Below are 15374 nucleotides of genomic sequence, written 5' to 3' on the forward strand. Positions count from 1 at the left end.
GCAGCGTGCCGACCGTCGCTCGCATTTTTGCTCTCGCGCCACGTGCTCAGGCAGATTTAAAACCGAGGGCTTGACAAAAACGTTCATAGCAACGGACTCCAGCGGCCTTATTCCGCATAAATCCCGCAAGAGACAAGCAATTTGGGGCAAATAACGTCATCTGTGTCCGTTAGATTTGAGACAGCCCGTTTTCCAATACATTAACGTCTCTAGAGTCCGTTAGAAGCAAGTCGCACAATCAGCACGTTCAGCCAAACCCGTTTACATTTCCGTCGGCTGCTTCTCACGCAGCTGTTGCTTGAGCTCCCGGACTTCGCCGCGCAACTGCTCAATCTCACGCTGCATCTCGCGCATTGCGTCGACGACTGGGTCCGGCAGTTGATGGCTGAGCCGATCCAGACGTTTGCCGTCCTGGCGAACCACTCGGCCCGGGATGCCAACCACGGTGCTGCCGGCAGGCACTTCCTTCAGAACCACCGAGTTTGCTCCGATGTTCGCCTGATCTCCGATCTTAAACGACCCCAGGACCTTCGCCCCCGAACCGATCACGACATTGTTGCCGACGGTTGGATGCCGTTTGCCTTTTTCCTTTCCGCTGCCGCCCAGCGTGACTCCCTGATAGATAACCACATCGTCCCCGATTTCGCAAGTTTCTCCAATGACGACGCCCATGCCATGGTCGATAAACAGCCGATTGCCGATTCGCGCCCCGGGATGGATCTCAATGCCGGTAAAAAACCGACTCACCTGCGAAATGATGCGTGCCGTTGTATACCAGCGGTGACGATAAAAAAAGTGCGCAATCCGGTGGCTCCAAATCGCATGCAGACCGGAATAGGTAAAGATCACTTCGAACCAGCTGCGTGCCGCAGGGTCATTGTCGAACACCGCCTGAATATCGGATCGGATTCTCTTGAACATAGTCTTCCCCACCTTCTTTTCCTATCGCAAACAGAATTAAAAAAAACGTCCCTGCAGCTTACGCTGCAGAGACGCCTGACGACGTGGTTCCACTCTGCTTTGGATGAGTTCGCCTTTAGGGGCGGTTGATGTCCATTACAGGCTCAACCAAGCTTTGCTCTTAAGGTGACTCCTCCCTCTTAAAGTCCTTAACGCGGACAAAACGGCGAAAGCTACCTCGCCTTATTCAAGGCGTGTTCGCATTCGCGGCTCCCGGGTGCATTTCCGCCAGCACATATCCAGATAACTTCCAGCCTGGTATCTTCTTTGCGTGGTCCGCTCTGAAGGGTCCCGGTTATCCTCTCTGGTCGATACGGCTGATCGCGTACTTCTCCCGATCTATGCCATTTTGGCTCTAAAGACGGCGGTCTGCCGCCATGGTTCTAGTTGCAAGGTCTATCTGCATTAATATTACCTAATGGACGTCCTACTGACAATGGTAGCCCGGAAAAAATGTATCCCTTCTAACGCTGATCACAGACGTTATTCGAGCAAAAAGAGGGTACATTCAGGGCTAACGCTTGCCAGACACCTTATTCCTTGATTTCAGCAAGGAAATGGGCCTAATTTGCCACAATAAGCACTCTGATAAGCGTTAGAACAGAAAATCGGTCCGTTTCGCCTAAATAAGTGCTGTGGCAAGCGTTAGCGCAATTGTACTATGCGTCGTGCGCACAAGCCAGCCGGATACGGGGGCGACTTGGACAGCCTTAGGCAACCTTGGCCGGCCCGCCCGGGCCGTGTTGCCCACACTGAGCTTTCCTACGCCGCCCTACAAAGCAGCGATCCGCGCCTTCAACCGCTCAATGACCTTGTCCCGGCCCAGCAGGAAAATCGTCTGGTTCAAGTCACGGCCGTGCATTTGCCCGGTCAGTGCCACGCGGATCGGCATGAACAAGCCTTTTCCTTTGCTGCCCGTCTCCTTCTGCACCTCTTTGATGGCAGCGCCGATGTTCTCCTCGCTGAAGTCGGCAAGGCCTTCCACCTTAGCCAAGAACGTCGACAGCACGTTTGGTACTTGCGGCTCGGCCAGCACGGCAGCGGCTTCTTCGTCCACCGACAGCTCGCTGCGGAAGAACAACTCCGACAGCTCCACGATGTCTGAAGCGGCCGTCATTTGCTCTTGATACAACGCCACAAGCGCCTCGGCCCATGCTTGCTGCTCCGGCGACAGCTCCGCCGGAAGCCGTCCTGCCTGTTGCAAATGCGGGATGGCCAGCGAAGCGATCCGCTTCGGATCGGCGTTCTTGATGTAATGATTGTTCAGGTGCGCCAGCTTGTTCGTATCAAACACCGCCGGGCTGCGCGATAAACGGTTCGCATCGAAGATCGAAATCAGCTCATCCTTGCTGAAAATCTCCTCTTCCCCTTCCGGCGACCAGCCAAGCAGGGCGATAAAGTTAAACATCGCTTCTGGCAAATAACCGAGTTGATCGTACTGCTCGATAAATTGAATGACCGATTCGTCGCGTTTGCTTAGCTTTTTGTGGTTCTCCCCGACGATCAGCGTCATGTGCCCAAATACCGGCGGTTCCCAACCAAACGCATCATAGATCATTAACTGACGAGGCGTATTGGACACGTGGTCCTCCCCGCGCAGTACGTGCGTGATGTTCATCAGATGATCGTCCAGCACAACGGCGAAGTTGTAGGTCGGAATGCCATCTTTTTTCACAATGACAAAATCTCCGCTGACGTCGGATTCAAACGAAATTGGCCCTTTCACCAAATCGTCGAACTTAAACGTACGGCCTTCCGGTACACGGAAACGAATGCTGTATTGGCGGCCTTCCGCGTCGTACGCAGCCAGTTGCTCCGGCGTCAGATGACGGCATTTCCCGGAGTATTTCGGCGTCTCTCCGCGCGCCATTTGTTCTTCGCGTTCTTTTTCCAGTTCCTCTTCCGTACAGTAGCAACGATAAGCCAGCCCCCGGTCCAGCAGATCTTGCACCAGCGGGCGATACAAATCCAGACGTTCTGTTTGCCGGTACGGTCCGTAGTTTCCACCGACATCCACGCTTTCGTCCCAGTCCATGCCCAACCACTTGAGGTAGGTCAGCTGGTTCTCCTCACCGCCGGCCACATTGCGCTTCACGTCCGTATCTTCGATGCGGACGATGAATTTGCCTCCGTGATGTCTGGCGAACAAATAATTAAACAACGCCGTTCTGGCGTTCCCGATATGTAAATGACCCGTTGGACTCGGCGCATAGCGCACGCGTACTTCAGCCATTCCAATCCCCTCCCTAATTTTATGACGTTGCCGTCAAGGCTCTATCCTTATAGTTAGCGAAAATATAACCTCACAAGCTTATGATGATAACACATTCTGAACCAGACAGACAACGCATTGTGCCGCAATGCCTTCACCGCGTCCGGTAAATCCGAGTTGCTCGGTGGTCGTAGCTTTTACATTAATGAGCCCCGGCTGTGCACCCAGCGTGCGGGCAATAACCTCCACCATTTGCGGGATGTACGGAGCCATTTTCGGCTTTTGTGCAATGATCGTTGCGTCCAGATTGCCGATGCGATAGCCTTTCTCAACTGCCATATCCCATACGTGCTGTAACAACACCACGCTGTCTGCGTCTTTAAACGCTGGATCGGTATCCGGGAAGTGGCGGCCGATATCTCCTAACCCCAGCGCTCCCAAAATGGCGTCGCTGATCGCATGCAACAACACGTCGGCGTCCGAGTGCCCCAGCAAGCCTTTCTCATACGGGATATGCACCCCGCCGATTATACACGGCCTGCCCTCCACGAGCTGATGCACGTCAAAGCCTTGTCCTACTCTAAACATCCTTCTACCCTCTCCCAGTCATCTTTTAATCACGAAGCAACTCGAGAAAGTGAACTCGACATCGAATCTTGAATTCAGTCAGTCGAAGCGTATGCTTTCGAAGTATGTTTCCTGCGGAAACATTTGAGTTGCTCACGTAGGATCTACCTACGCTCCGCTACTCGCTCCTTCCTTCATCCAACCTTCTCGGTGCTTAAAACCTGACTATCTTTTAATCACGAAGCCGTCTCTTCCTCCGGACAAACTCCGCATAATCCAGGTCCTCAGGCGTCGTGATTTTAATATTGTCATAGGCCCCTTCCACCAGCTTGACGGGGATGCCCAGCCGTTCGACCAGCATCGCGTCGTCCGTACCGACGAAGCCTTCCGCCACGGCCCGCTCATGGGCCGCCAGCAGGTCGGTACGCCGAAAAGCCTGCGGTGTCTGTATCGCCCACAGGCTGCGCCGATCCGGGGTCGCTGCGACAAAGCCCTGCGCGTCCGCCTGCTTGATCGTATCCTTCACCGGTACGGCGAGGACGGCCGCGCCATGCGTTCTGACGGCTTCGCAGCAAGCCGTGATTTGCTCACTCGTGACAAAAGGGCGGACGCCGTCATGCACCAGTACCCAAGGAGTGCTGAGATGCAGCAAGCCTTGGCGTACCGAGTCTTGACGCTCAGCCCCGCCCGGAATAACCTGTATTTGTTCGCCTATGCCATATTCGGTAATCCATGACCGGCACCGGTCCACATCTTGCTTCCCGGTAACAAGCACGATTTGCGAGATCCATGGATGACGCCGAAACACCTCCAGCGTATGAATAAAGATCGGCTTCCCGTCCAGCAGAAGATACTGCTTACTCTCTGCCGTCCCCATTCGTGTGCCGCGGCCTGCCGCCACCACGATGACTCCCGTATCGCCGCTTGCTTGCAACCCTGTCATGATCTGCCTCACCTTTAACTGAATTCAACCGCACCGCAACCAAACGCAGCGCAGTTAATTCCATCATACCGAATTACTGGGCTTTTTCCAACAGTTTTGGTTTGGCAAAAATCATTCGTCCCGCCGAGGTCTGCAGCACGCTGGTCACCAGCACTTCGGTAATGGTGCCGATGTAGTCGCGTCCGCCTTCGACGACGATCATCGTCCCGTCATCCAAGTAAGCGACCCCTTGTCCATGCTCCTTGCCGTCCTTGATCACCTGAACCATAATTTCTTCACCAGGCAGCACGACCGGTTTGACCGCATTGGCCAAATCGTTAATGTTCAGCACAGATACGCCCTGCAGCTCACACACCTTGTTGAGGTTAAAATCGTTGGTTACGACCTTCCCTTGCAGAACCTTGGCTAGTTTGACGAGCTTGCTGTCCACCTCGGAGATTTCCTCGAAATCCCCTTCATAAATCATCACTTTCACATCCAGTTCTTTCTGGATTTTGTTCAGGATATCCAGCCCCCGCCGCCCGCGGTTTCGCTTGAGCAAATCCGAGGAATCGGCGATATGCTGAAGCTCCTCCAGCACGAACTCCGGGATGACAATCGTTCCTTCGATGAAGCCGGTTTTACAGATGTCGGCAATCCGTCCGTCAATAATCACGCTCGTATCCAAAATTTTGTGTTCCTCAGCCCAACGCTCCTCTTCCGGAGCAGGTGTCCCCCACTTCCCGGATTTCCAAAGCGAGGACAGTTCTTCCTTCTTCGCCAGCCCAACGTAAAGCCCAATGTAACCAAACAGCGCCGATACCGCGAATTGCGCCATGCTCTCCAGCGTGCCGAGCCAGGACAGCAGGGGGTAGACCATTAAGGAAAGAAGAAGTCCCGCAGTCAATCCGGCCGCACCGGCAGCCATTTCATTCATCGGGATTCGCGTTAAAGCAGCGATCCACGTTTTTACTTTGGAAGAAACGACGTCTGCAGCCATAGAGAACAGGAACAAGAACAGTAGCGCACCGGCCGCAGCCCAGATTAAATTCGCTGCGATCGGGTTCATTTCGCGAAACCAGTCGCTCGCAGCCCCCGGCAACACACCGGACAAGCCGCCGGTTGTATAACCGAACCAGGCCCCGCATAAACCAGCTAAAATCATCGAGTATTTTTTCAGCACGTCTCTCTTCACCTCCTGAATAAGTATCTTCTTTAGCCAGTATGAACCAATTTCAAAGCACCTAATCGTGGACCTCTATTTTTTTCCAAAAAAGTACCAACGAAAATCCGAATGCGCCCCATAACGATGGGATTTCAGGTTGATCTTGAAGGAAAAGGTGGAATATAATGAATTCAATTCATAATATTGAGGTGGATGGAAAATGAGCGCACCAAGCCTACAGTCTTTTCAAGAACAAGTTTCTGAACTGTTGCTACGTCACCGCAGCCTGTTGGATGTCTTGTCGAAAATGGGACAAACCAACGCCGCTGCCGTCCGTTCTGTAACCAAATCCGTAACCGAATGCGGTTGCATCGAGCTGCACGCCACCAAGCAAGACTTCGAGCCAGGCATGAATTTGCAACAAGCCAAGGAAACGATCGCCAAGCACGTCCATGGGGAACTGTGCGAGAATTGCCGGGATGTCATCACCAATGAGCTTGGACGCAACCTTTTCTATATGTCCGCCCTTTGCAATTTGCTGGATATTAACATGGAAGAGATCGTGGAGCGTGAATCGCAGAAATGTGCCACGCTGGGTTTTTTTAACTTATCGTAAGGGGTTCTTGTACTTAGGTTATGGGGAACATGCAATTGTAAAAGAGGAAATCAAAAAGGCATCGATCCTTTCCGCCCGCGGAGATCCATGCCTTTTTCTTATTAGTGAAGTTGTGGGTTGCCCTTATCGTTTGGGACGATACACTTCTTGAGCGTCATTATCTTCATCGTCCTGATGTTTGCGGCGAAGCAGTCGGTTGATGTTCTGCCGAAGACCGTATGCCGCGTAAATCACCAACGGGATAAAAATCAACTTGGCGGTCTGATCCGGAAATACGACGGCGATCACCACTGCAAAAATCACAACCAGCGGCGTATACATAATGGTTCGCTTCGGTAGGCCGATCTTCTTGAAATTCGGATATCTGACTGTGCTAATCATCAAATACGATAACAGAAGCATAGATACCACGAAGTAGGGCGCCGAAATTTCCCGGTAAAACAACGATAGTGTTGCCAGAACTCCACCTGCAGCCGGAATCGGCAACCCGATGAAGTATCCTGGAGCTCCCTTCTGAACGTTAAACCGGGCCAGCCGCAACGCCCCGCACATCGGGAAGATGATCGTCACTGCCCAAGCGACGCCGGAAGGAATGCTGTGAAAGGAAATCATGTACATAATCAGTGCTGGAGCCAAACCAAATGAAATGAGATCCGATAAGGAATCGAGCTCTTTGCCGAACTCGCTTTGGGCGTTCAGAGCACGGGCAACCCGTCCGTCTAACCCATCGAGCAGCATCGCGACAATTACCATAATGGCGGCCAAGCTAAATCGGCCTTCCATTGCCAGCAGAATCGCCAGCGTTCCGAGAACCATGTTACCTAAGGTAAACAGGTTCGGAAGGGATTTTGTAATCATCTCTTCACCTCGAGTAGATATTCCTGAACCATTCATTGATGATAGGTGATTTAGATTTGTCTGTCAATGAATACCTGTTCTTGCAAGCGTTTGAGCCCCTCTTTGATGGAGCGTGCTCGCACTTCGCCGATCCCGTCAACTTCATCCAATTCCTCAATGCTGGCCATCATCACATTGGGTAAACGGCCAAACCGTTCGACCAGGTTGTGAATGATGACATTCGGCAAACGCGGAATTTTGTTCAACACCCGATACCCGCGCGGTGAGATCAACTCCTCTGAAGTTGCGGCGGAAGAAGGATAGCCCAAAAGCTTCGTAATATGGTTATCATCCAGCAGTTCATCGTCGGTGGAGCGCTTCAGCCCCATAATAATTTCTCGAATCGCTTCATCGCTGTCATCCTTGGCATAGTCCTTATACAACAGCCAGGCCTCTTCCTCCATGTTGCTGACCAGCTCCTCCATCTGCATACTGATCAGACGTCCCTCGGTTCCCAATTCATTGATGAACCGTTTGATCTCCATTTTGATCCGGATGACCATTTCCACCCGTTGAATGACGTTGATCACCTCTGGCAAGGACACAAGCTCCTCGAACTCGGAAGCTGTCAGGTTCGTTAAGGCTTGATTCAGAACGGAGCGGTATTTCTCCAACGTCTGAATCGCCTGGTTCGCCTTCGTTAGGATCACGCCGATCTCCTTCAGGGCATATCGTAATCCCCCTTGGTACAGCGTGATAATGTTCCGGCGCTGGGAGATGGATACAACCAGCTTACCGGTCTGTTTGGCCACCCGTTCAGCCGTACGGTGCCGAATCCCTGTTTCCGAGGAAGCGATCGAGGAGTCGGGGATCAGTTGAGTATTGGCATACAGTATCCGCTTCAAGTCTTCACTAAGGATAATGGCTCCGTCCATTTTGGCCAGTTCATAGAGATAGTTCGGCGAGAAATCACAGTTGATGGAGAAGCCGCCCTCAACGACTTCCATGACCTCCGGGCTGTAACCAACCACAATCAGACCACCGGTTTTGGCCCGTAACACGTTCTCGAGTCCGTCACGAAAAGCCGTTCCCGGTGCGACAAGTTTCAGCAATTCGTTCATTTTCTCTGCATGGGTAGTTTCCTTCATCATCTAATGCCCCCTAATCTAACGCAACAGCTAGCGCATCTGCAACGGTATTTACACCTATTAATTCAATCCCTTGCGGACCTTTCCACCCTTTCATGCTCTTCTCCGGCAAAATGACGCGTTTAAAGCCCAGCTTGGCCGCTTCTTTCACGCGTTGCTCCGCCCGGGAAACCGCCCGTACTTCGCCGGTCAACCCCACTTCTCCAAAGAAAACATCATACGGCTTCGTTGGGAGGTCGCGGAAGCTTGAGGCTACACTTACCGCGATGGCCAGATCAACCGCCGGTTCATCCAGCTTCACCCCGCCGGCCAGGTTGACGTAAGCGTCCTGATTTTGCAGGAACATCCCCATTCGCTTCTCAAGGACGGCGATGATCAGGTTCATCCGCTGATAGTCTACCCCCGTGGCCATCCGTCTTGGCGAAGGAAAATGGGTGGCGGAAATCAAGGCCTGCAGCTCGACCAGCATCGGGCGCGTCCCCTCCATGCTGGCTACAACGGTGGAGCCCGCCACGCCGAGCGGTCGCTCGGATAAAAACAGCTCCGACGGATTCGCTACCTCCGCCAGGCCGGATTCGTTCATTTCAAAAATCCCTATTTCATTCGTCGAACCAAAGCGGTTCTTCACGGCCCGCAGCAGCCGATAGGAATGATGCCGTTCGCCTTCGAAATACAATACGCAATCGACCATATGCTCCAGCAGACGCGGTCCGGCGATCGCCCCTTCCTTGGTCACGTGACCGACCAGAACCGTAGCGATGCCTTGCCCTTTGGCAATTCGCATAAACCTCGCTGTACATTCCCGCACCTGGGATACACTTCCGGGAGCGCTAGTCACTTCCGGCAAGTAAACCGTCTGGATCGAATCGATCACCAGGAAGTCTGGTTTAACTTGTTCGATCGCTTCTTCGATCCCGTCCATGCTGCTTTCGCACAAGACGAACAGTTCCGCAGACAAGGCTCCCAGCCGTTCCGCCCGTAACTTCGTCTGGCGGACAGATTCCTCCCCTGAGATATACAAGACTCTCAGGCCGCTGCGTGCCATTTCGTGCGAAGTCTGCAGCAACAGGGTCGATTTCCCGATACCGGGGTCTCCCCCGACCAGGACCAGCGAGCCCGGTACGACACCGCCGCCAAGCACCCGGTTTAATTCCCCGATGCCTGTTTGAATTCGCGGTTCTTTGCCGCTCTCTATATTTATGATCGATTCCGGCTTTTCTTTCGCATGAAAAATCCCGGAAGTCATCCCCTGCGTTTTGACGGGCTTCTCCACTTCCTCGACCATGGAGTTCCAAGCGCCGCAACCCGGGCATTTTCCATACCATTTGGGCGATTCATAACCGCAATCGGAGCATAAAAACTTATGTTTTACTTTAACCATTTATCTCTCCTTCTCGCCTCTGCAATATTTAACAGACTTAGCAGACACCGTATCTTTAGGGTTACTAAAATTTTACCACCCTTTCGCTTGGATCGAAAGCTATGGAGGTTACGGCCGCCATGGCGGCAGGATTCAAAAAAGGCAGCCCCAAAGCATCGCTTTGGAAGCTGCCTTTCAATTATTTCATCGGCTTTAACGTTACGGATTTGTAGGATTTACCAACATTTTTTTACACAAGTTACGCATTTTTGATGAACGTTCCCGTACGTTCGACCTTCAATTCGCCATTTTCTTCGTCAATCGTCAACGAATCGCCTTTCTTCACGTTACCGGTCAACAGTTCTTCGGACAGGCGATCTTCGATATGCTTCTGAATTGCCCGGCGGAGCGGACGTGCCCCGTACGCAGGATCGTAGCCCACTTTAGCCAGGAACGCCTTCGCCCGATCTGTCAGCGTGAAGTCAACATCGTATTCGCGCAGGCGTTTACGCAGTTCTTCGGACATCAGGGTGACGATTTGACCGATATGTTGCTCCTCGAGCGAATGGAAGACGATAATTTCGTCGATCCGGTTCAGGAACTCCGGACGGAAGCTCTTCTTCAGCTCTTCCATCACTTTGCCCTTCATGTTCTCGTAATCCGCGCCCGCATCTTGAACCGCCGTGAATCCGAGACGTGTATTGCGTTTGATCGCATCAGCGCCCACGTTCGAGGTCAAGATGATCAGCGTATTGCGGAAATCCACTACGCGGCCCTTGGAGTCGGTCAACCGGCCGTCTTCCAACACCTGCAACAGGATGTTAAATACTTCCGGATGTGCCTTCTCGATTTCGTCCAACAGGACAACGGAGTACGGTTTGCGGCGTACTTTTTCAGTCAGCTGACCACCTTCTTCATATCCGACATATCCTGGAGGCGCACCGACAAGACGAGCGGTGGAGTGTTTCTCCATGTACTCAGACATATCGATCCGGATTACCGCGTTCTCATCGCCAAACATCGCTTCGGCCAGTGCGCGAGCAAGCTCGGTTTTACCTACCCCAGTTGGACCCAGGAAGATAAAGGAGCCCATCGGACGCTTCGGATCTTTAAGTCCCGCGCGTGCCCGGCGGATCGCCCGGCTGACCGCCTTTACGGCTTCCTCTTGACCGATAACGCGCTCATGCAGGATTTTCTCCATGTTGAGCAAGCGTTCGGTTTCCTCTTCCTTCAGCTTGTTCACCGGAATTCCTGTCCAGCTGGCAACAACTTGAGCGATATCCTCCGGCGTCACTTCGGAATCGGTCCGTCCTTGTTTCTCTTTCCATTGATTCTTCGTCATGTCGAGCTCTTCACGAATCTTCTGTTCTGTATCGCGAAGCGCTGCCGCTTTCTCGAACTCCTGGCTTTGCACCGCGGCGTCTTTCTCCTTGCGGATATCCTCCAGGCGGCTTTCCAGTTGTTTCAGATTCGGCGGTACCGTGTAAGAGTTGAGCCTTACTTTAGACCCCGCCTCGTCGATCAGGTCGATCGCTTTATCCGGCAGGAAGCGGTCTTGGATGTAGCGGTCGGACAGTTTGACCGCTTGCTCGATCGCTTCGTCGGTAATTTTCACCCGATGGTGCGCTTCATAGCGATCACGCAGTCCGTGCAGAATTTGGATCGCTTCTTCGACCGATGGCTGATCTACTGTGATCGGTTGGAAACGACGTTCCAGCGCGGCGTCTTTTTCGATATATTTCCGGTATTCATCCAATGTAGTTGCACCGATGCATTGCAGCTCGCCGCGAGCCAGCGCCGGCTTCAAGATGTTCGAAGCGTCAATCGCGCCTTCTGCGCCGCCTGCCCCGATCAGCGTATGCAACTCGTCGATAAAGAGGATGATGTTCCCGGCTTGACGGATTTCGTCCATGATCTTCTTCAGACGGTCCTCAAATTCGCCGCGATACTTCGTACCGGCAACGACGGAGCCCATATCCAGGGTCATGACGCGTTTGTCACGCAGCGTCTCCGGAATTTCGTTGTTAATGATCTTTTGCGCGAGACCTTCCGCGATGGCGGTTTTCCCGACGCCCGGTTCCCCGATTAGCACCGGATTGTTCTTCGTCCGGCGGCTGAGCACTTGAATTACCCGTTCGATTTCTTTACTGCGGCCAATCACCGGATCCAAATTGCCCTCTTTCGCCGCAGCCGTCAAGTCACGGGCCAAGCTGTCCAGCGTTGGGGTATTCACGTTCGTTGGAGTGCCGTGATGGCTGGATACGGCCTCACTGCTGCCCAGCAGCTGCAGCACTTGCTGACGCGCTTTGTTCAAGCTGATGCCCAGGTTGTTCAGCACGCGGGCCGCTACGCCTTCCCCTTCACGAATCAGGCCGAGCAAAATATGCTCTGTCCCAACATACGTATGGCCGAGTTTACGCGCTTCATCCATAGACAGTTCGATCACTTTCTTGGCACGCGGTGTATAAGCGATATTGGTCGGTTGCTCTTGTCCGCGACCGATGAGCGTTTCCACTTCATCCTGTATTTTCTCAAGTCCCAGACCCAATCCGATCAATGCTTTGGCGGCGATGCCTTCGCCTTCACGGATCAAACCGAGCAGTACGTGTTCTGTTCCGATATTATTATGTCCGAGTCTTACGGCTTCTTCTTGAGCTAGTGCCAACACCTTCTGCGCACGCTCCGTAAATCTTCCAAACATCATCTTCTCCTACACCTCCATAGTTGGTACTACCCGTTATTTCCCCATTCGTTCCCGAATGAGTTTGGCGCGGTACATATCCCGTTCCGCCGGGGACATGCTGCTGCTGAATTTCTTCTGCAAAAAACCGGGTTGCGTCATGACGTTCAATTCATTTAGCGCTTGAGTAGATACACCTTCGATCAACCCTAAGTCAACGCCAAGTCGTACATCCGACAGCCGCTGGGCGGCTTCCTTCGAGTCGATGATGTACGCCTGGGACAAAATCCCGTAAGAGCGCATCACCCGGTCCATCATGCGCAGCCGCGATTCGCTGATCAGCTTCTCACGCGCCGTTTTCTCATGCTGAATGATCTGAAGAACCACGCCGTATAAATTTTCAATGATCTCAGATTCGCTTTGTCCTAGTGTAATCTGATTTGAGATTTGAAACAAGTTACCCATCGCTTCACTGCCTTCGCCGTAGATCCCGCGGACGGTTAAACCGACCTGCGATACCGCTGATAAAATGCGGCCGATCTGCTGCGTCAGCACCAGTGCCGGTAAATGCATCATGACCGAAGCACGAAGTCCGGTACCTACATTTGTCGGACAGCTGGTTAAGTACCCGCGCCGGTCGTCGAAGGCATAGTCCACATGGGATTCGAAAATGTCGTCGATTGCCGTCGCTTTTTCCCATGCCTCTTGAACCTGGAGTCCCGGATATAAACACTGAATGCGCAAATGATCCTCTTCATTCACCATAATGCTCAGGCTCTCATCTTCGCTGATGAAGACCGCTCCATTTCTGGAGTCGTTCGCCAGATTTGGACTGATCAAATGCTTCTCAACCAGTACTCGTTTATCCAATTCATCCAAGTCTGCCAGATGCACCGGGTATAGCTTGCCGTGAGCCTGGAGTGCTTTATCGCTCAGAACCCCCTGCAGCAGATTCAGCACCTCTTCCGATTGCGTGTTGGTGGCCAACATCGGGAAGGGATGGTGCAGGATGTTGCGGGCGATCCGTACCCGGCTGCTTATGACGATATCGGATTCTTTCCCTTTGCGGCTCATCCATTCGCTCAGCGGCTGTTCGGTAAATCGGAGATTGGTCACCCTACATCCCTCCTATTCTGCAGATAAGTTCTTCTCAAGCTCACGAATTTGGTCCCGCAGGGCTGCAGCTACCTCAAATTCCTCTTGGAGAATTCGGTATTGCAGCTCACGGCGAAGATCATCGAGCTTACGTTTGACTTGAATATGACCGCCGATCCGTTTCGGCACCTTCCCAACGTGGACGGTATTGCCGTGGACCTTCTTAAACAACGGATCTAGACGATCATTGAAATATTTGTAACAAGAGCTGCACCCAAAACGCCCGATTTTGCTGAACTGGGAATACGTCATACCGCATTCTTCGCAGCGCAGATGTTCTGGTGTGCTGTGCCCGGAGATCTGACCTTTGGTCGCCGGACCTAAATCAAGGAAGCCCGACAGCAGGTTATGAATCGAAAAGCCGCCCGAGGTGCCGGGAATCAGCTCCCCTTTTTCCCTGGCGCAGGTTTCACAGAAGTGAAACTCCGTTTTCTCGCCATTCACGATTTTCGTAAAATGCAAGGTTGCCGGGCGTTTGCCGCATTCTTGGCATTGCATCGCACGTCCCTCCTTACGGGATAGACTAAAGACAGCAGATCCTTCAACCTGTATTGGTGTTACATCATGTAGTTAACTCAACAATGAGATCAACATCGCTCGCATCAGTCTTGCCCGGATCTGGTCGCGATACGGCAGCTTCACTGCCAGCACATCGCGGGATATCGCCGAGCGCATCATTGCGGCCTCCCGAGGGGTTAAAACCCGGGCTTCTTCCAAGCGATAAATCAATCCTTCCGCCGCAGATTGCCCGATCTCTTCCCCAATCGTTTCATGCAAGTGGGTGTGCAGCGATGATGGTCCCGGCAGTTGCAGGCGCCGAATCCGAACATAACCGCCACCGCCGCGCTTGCTCTCGACCAGATACCCCTTCTCCAGAGTAAAACGGGTGCTGATGACATAGTTAATTTGCGACGGCACGCAGGAAAATTGGTCGGCAAGTTCGTTACGTTGAATCTCTATAATCCCCTCAGGACTTTCATGCAAAATACTCTTGAGATATTTTTCGATGATATCGGAGATATTACGCATCACTCATCCTCCATTATTCCATACGTGTATCTCATGTTGCGGTTTGACACCACTAAAAGTCGTCAAGAATGGATGCGCGTCTTGGCTTGGAGGCACATCGCAATCGTCAAAATCGGTTGCTTGCCATGGGCGAAGAGGCACATTGCAAGCTCAAACAGATGCTGTCCTAATTTAAGTGCAGCGTACCGGATGCCGGGAATCACCGATAAGGAGAATCATGATCCGGTTCTGTTGACTTTGACTTTCTTTGACTTTATAAACATTATACCATAATTTGATGATTTGCCAAGAGGGGCTACAGTTTCAGTTTCAGTTTCAGTTTCAGTGTGGACTTTGCGCTTACAAAATATTCGTGCTAAAGCGTATGAGAACCTTGCACGGTTGGTGCTTATTGGACATGTGTGGTCTTTCTCTTTTTGTGTGCGATTCCTGCAAAAATACAGTTATTTTGAGCTGGAATCGCTGTTTTTCCTGAAATAACTGCAAAAGTGCCACTAGCCTTGCACCAAACCTGACATGAGAAATTACAGAAAAATTGTTTGTAAAATATCCTAAATATGGTTGCTATTACTGGTATTCTTCTGGTTGCTCATAAAAAAATCTCCTATTGTTAAGGTGTAGGCATGTTACCCACTCCATAACAGAAGGAGACCATAGCATGGGTAACAATAACTCAAAATCAGTCATTTGTAAATGCCTAAATTTGCTGAATGTCGGAGAATA

13 protein-coding genes are annotated in these 15374 nt (G+C 52.1%); 1 reads left to right on the plus strand and 12 read right to left on the minus strand.

Annotated features, from left to right (window positions below):
• Positions 1-261: 261 nt before the first annotated feature.
• From cysE to RW092_RS03795, 5 genes are all read right to left on the minus strand, one after another.
• A complete protein-coding gene (gene cysE / locus RW092_RS03775) occupies positions 262-921 on the minus strand; it encodes a serine O-acetyltransferase (protein WP_127576682.1) in 660 nt (219 codons plus the stop codon).
• 811 nt (positions 922-1732) lie between these two features.
• On the minus strand, positions 1733-3193 hold the full coding sequence (gene gltX / locus RW092_RS03780) for a glutamate--tRNA ligase (RefSeq protein ID WP_316009581.1): 1461 nt from the start codon (positions 3191-3193) through the stop codon (positions 1733-1735).
• 78 nt (positions 3194-3271) lie between these two features.
• Positions 3272-3760: a 2-C-methyl-D-erythritol 2,4-cyclodiphosphate synthase gene (gene ispF / locus RW092_RS03785; RefSeq protein WP_016310695.1), complete on the minus strand. Its 489-nt coding sequence runs from the start codon at positions 3758-3760 to the stop codon at positions 3272-3274.
• A gap of 211 nt (positions 3761-3971) precedes the next feature.
• Complete coding sequence (gene ispD / locus RW092_RS03790; protein WP_316009582.1) at positions 3972-4682, minus strand: 2-C-methyl-D-erythritol 4-phosphate cytidylyltransferase; 711 nt, start codon at positions 4680-4682, stop codon at positions 3972-3974.
• A gap of 73 nt (positions 4683-4755) precedes the next feature.
• The gene (locus RW092_RS03795; RefSeq protein WP_016310693.1) at positions 4756-5844 is read right to left on the minus strand and encodes a PIN/TRAM domain-containing protein; all 1089 of its coding nucleotides are present in this window, start codon (positions 5842-5844) and stop codon (positions 4756-4758) included.
• A gap of 202 nt (positions 5845-6046) precedes the next feature.
• Between RW092_RS03795 and RW092_RS03800 the strand changes: the two genes are divergently transcribed.
• The gene (locus tag RW092_RS03800) at positions 6047-6442 is read left to right on the plus strand and encodes a nucleoside triphosphate pyrophosphohydrolase family protein (protein WP_016310692.1); all 396 of its coding nucleotides are present in this window, start codon (positions 6047-6049) and stop codon (positions 6440-6442) included.
• A gap of 123 nt (positions 6443-6565) precedes the next feature.
• On the opposite strand, the gene pssA is transcribed toward RW092_RS03800, so the two are convergent.
• The 7 genes from pssA to RW092_RS03835 all read right to left on the minus strand — a co-directional run bounded on the left by pssA (position 6566) and on the right by RW092_RS03835 (position 14651).
• Positions 6566-7300, minus strand: a complete 735-nt coding sequence (gene pssA / locus RW092_RS03805; protein ID WP_316009583.1) for a CDP-diacylglycerol--serine O-phosphatidyltransferase — start codon at positions 7298-7300, stop codon at positions 6566-6568.
• Positions 7301-7350: 50 nt separating this feature from the next.
• The gene (gene disA / locus RW092_RS03810; RefSeq protein WP_028540159.1) at positions 7351-8427 is read right to left on the minus strand and encodes a DNA integrity scanning diadenylate cyclase DisA; all 1077 of its coding nucleotides are present in this window, start codon (positions 8425-8427) and stop codon (positions 7351-7353) included.
• A 13-nt stretch (positions 8428-8440) separates the two neighbouring features.
• Positions 8441-9808 carry a DNA repair protein RadA gene (gene radA / locus RW092_RS03815; RefSeq protein ID WP_316009584.1) on the minus strand — a complete coding sequence of 456 codons (1368 nt, stop codon included), beginning with the start codon at positions 9806-9808 and terminating at the stop codon, positions 8441-8443.
• 238 nt (positions 9809-10046) lie between these two features.
• Entirely contained in the window at positions 10047-12491 is a 2445-nt protein-coding gene (clpC, locus tag RW092_RS03820) for an ATP-dependent protease ATP-binding subunit ClpC (RefSeq protein WP_028540157.1), read from the minus strand.
• Between the two features lie 33 nt (positions 12492-12524).
• Positions 12525-13583, minus strand: coding sequence for a protein-arginine kinase McsB (gene mcsB / locus RW092_RS03825; protein ID WP_127576679.1), 1059 nt, complete (start codon positions 13581-13583; stop codon positions 12525-12527).
• A gap of 12 nt (positions 13584-13595) precedes the next feature.
• On the minus strand, positions 13596-14120 hold the full coding sequence (gene mcsA, locus RW092_RS03830; protein ID WP_009226605.1) for a protein-arginine kinase activator protein McsA: 525 nt from the start codon (positions 14118-14120) through the stop codon (positions 13596-13598).
• A 72-nt stretch (positions 14121-14192) separates the two neighbouring features.
• Positions 14193-14651, minus strand: a complete 459-nt coding sequence (locus RW092_RS03835; RefSeq protein ID WP_016310685.1) for a CtsR family transcriptional regulator — start codon at positions 14649-14651, stop codon at positions 14193-14195.
• Positions 14652-15374 lie beyond the last annotated feature (723 nt).

It is taken from the genome of Paenibacillus sp. 3LSP (assembly GCF_032465655.1).
Taxonomy (GTDB): Bacteria; Bacillota; Bacilli; order Paenibacillales; family Paenibacillaceae; genus Fontibacillus; species Fontibacillus barengoltzii.

What these genes read in the sequence shown, in the direction of transcription:
- radA (WP_316009584.1), bottom strand. Translation starts at nt 9,808, where the DNA reads ATGGTTAAAGTAAAACATAAGTTTTTATGCTCCGATTGCGGTTATGAA.
- ispD (WP_316009582.1), bottom strand. Translation starts at nt 4,682, where the DNA reads ATGACAGGGTTGCAAGCAAGCGGCGATACGGGAGTCATCGTGGTGGCG.
- RW092_RS03835 (WP_016310685.1), bottom strand. Translation starts at nt 14,651, where the DNA reads ATGCGTAATATCTCCGATATCATCGAAAAATATCTCAAGAGTATTTTG.
- ispF (WP_016310695.1), bottom strand. Translation starts at nt 3,760, where the DNA reads ATGTTTAGAGTAGGACAAGGCTTTGACGTGCATCAGCTCGTGGAGGGC.
- RW092_RS03800 (WP_016310692.1), top strand. Translation starts at nt 6,047, where the DNA reads ATGAGCGCACCAAGCCTACAGTCTTTTCAAGAACAAGTTTCTGAACTG.
- cysE (WP_127576682.1), bottom strand. Translation starts at nt 921, where the DNA reads ATGTTCAAGAGAATCCGATCCGATATTCAGGCGGTGTTCGACAATGAC.
- mcsA (WP_009226605.1), bottom strand. Translation starts at nt 14,120, where the DNA reads ATGCAATGCCAAGAATGCGGCAAACGCCCGGCAACCTTGCATTTTACG.
- disA (WP_028540159.1), bottom strand. Translation starts at nt 8,427, where the DNA reads ATGAAGGAAACTACCCATGCAGAGAAAATGAACGAATTGCTGAAACTT.
- pssA (WP_316009583.1), bottom strand. Translation starts at nt 7,300, where the DNA reads ATGATTACAAAATCCCTTCCGAACCTGTTTACCTTAGGTAACATGGTT.
- clpC (WP_028540157.1), bottom strand. Translation starts at nt 12,491, where the DNA reads ATGATGTTTGGAAGATTTACGGAGCGTGCGCAGAAGGTGTTGGCACTA.
- gltX (WP_316009581.1), bottom strand. Translation starts at nt 3,193, where the DNA reads ATGGCTGAAGTACGCGTGCGCTATGCGCCGAGTCCAACGGGTCATTTA.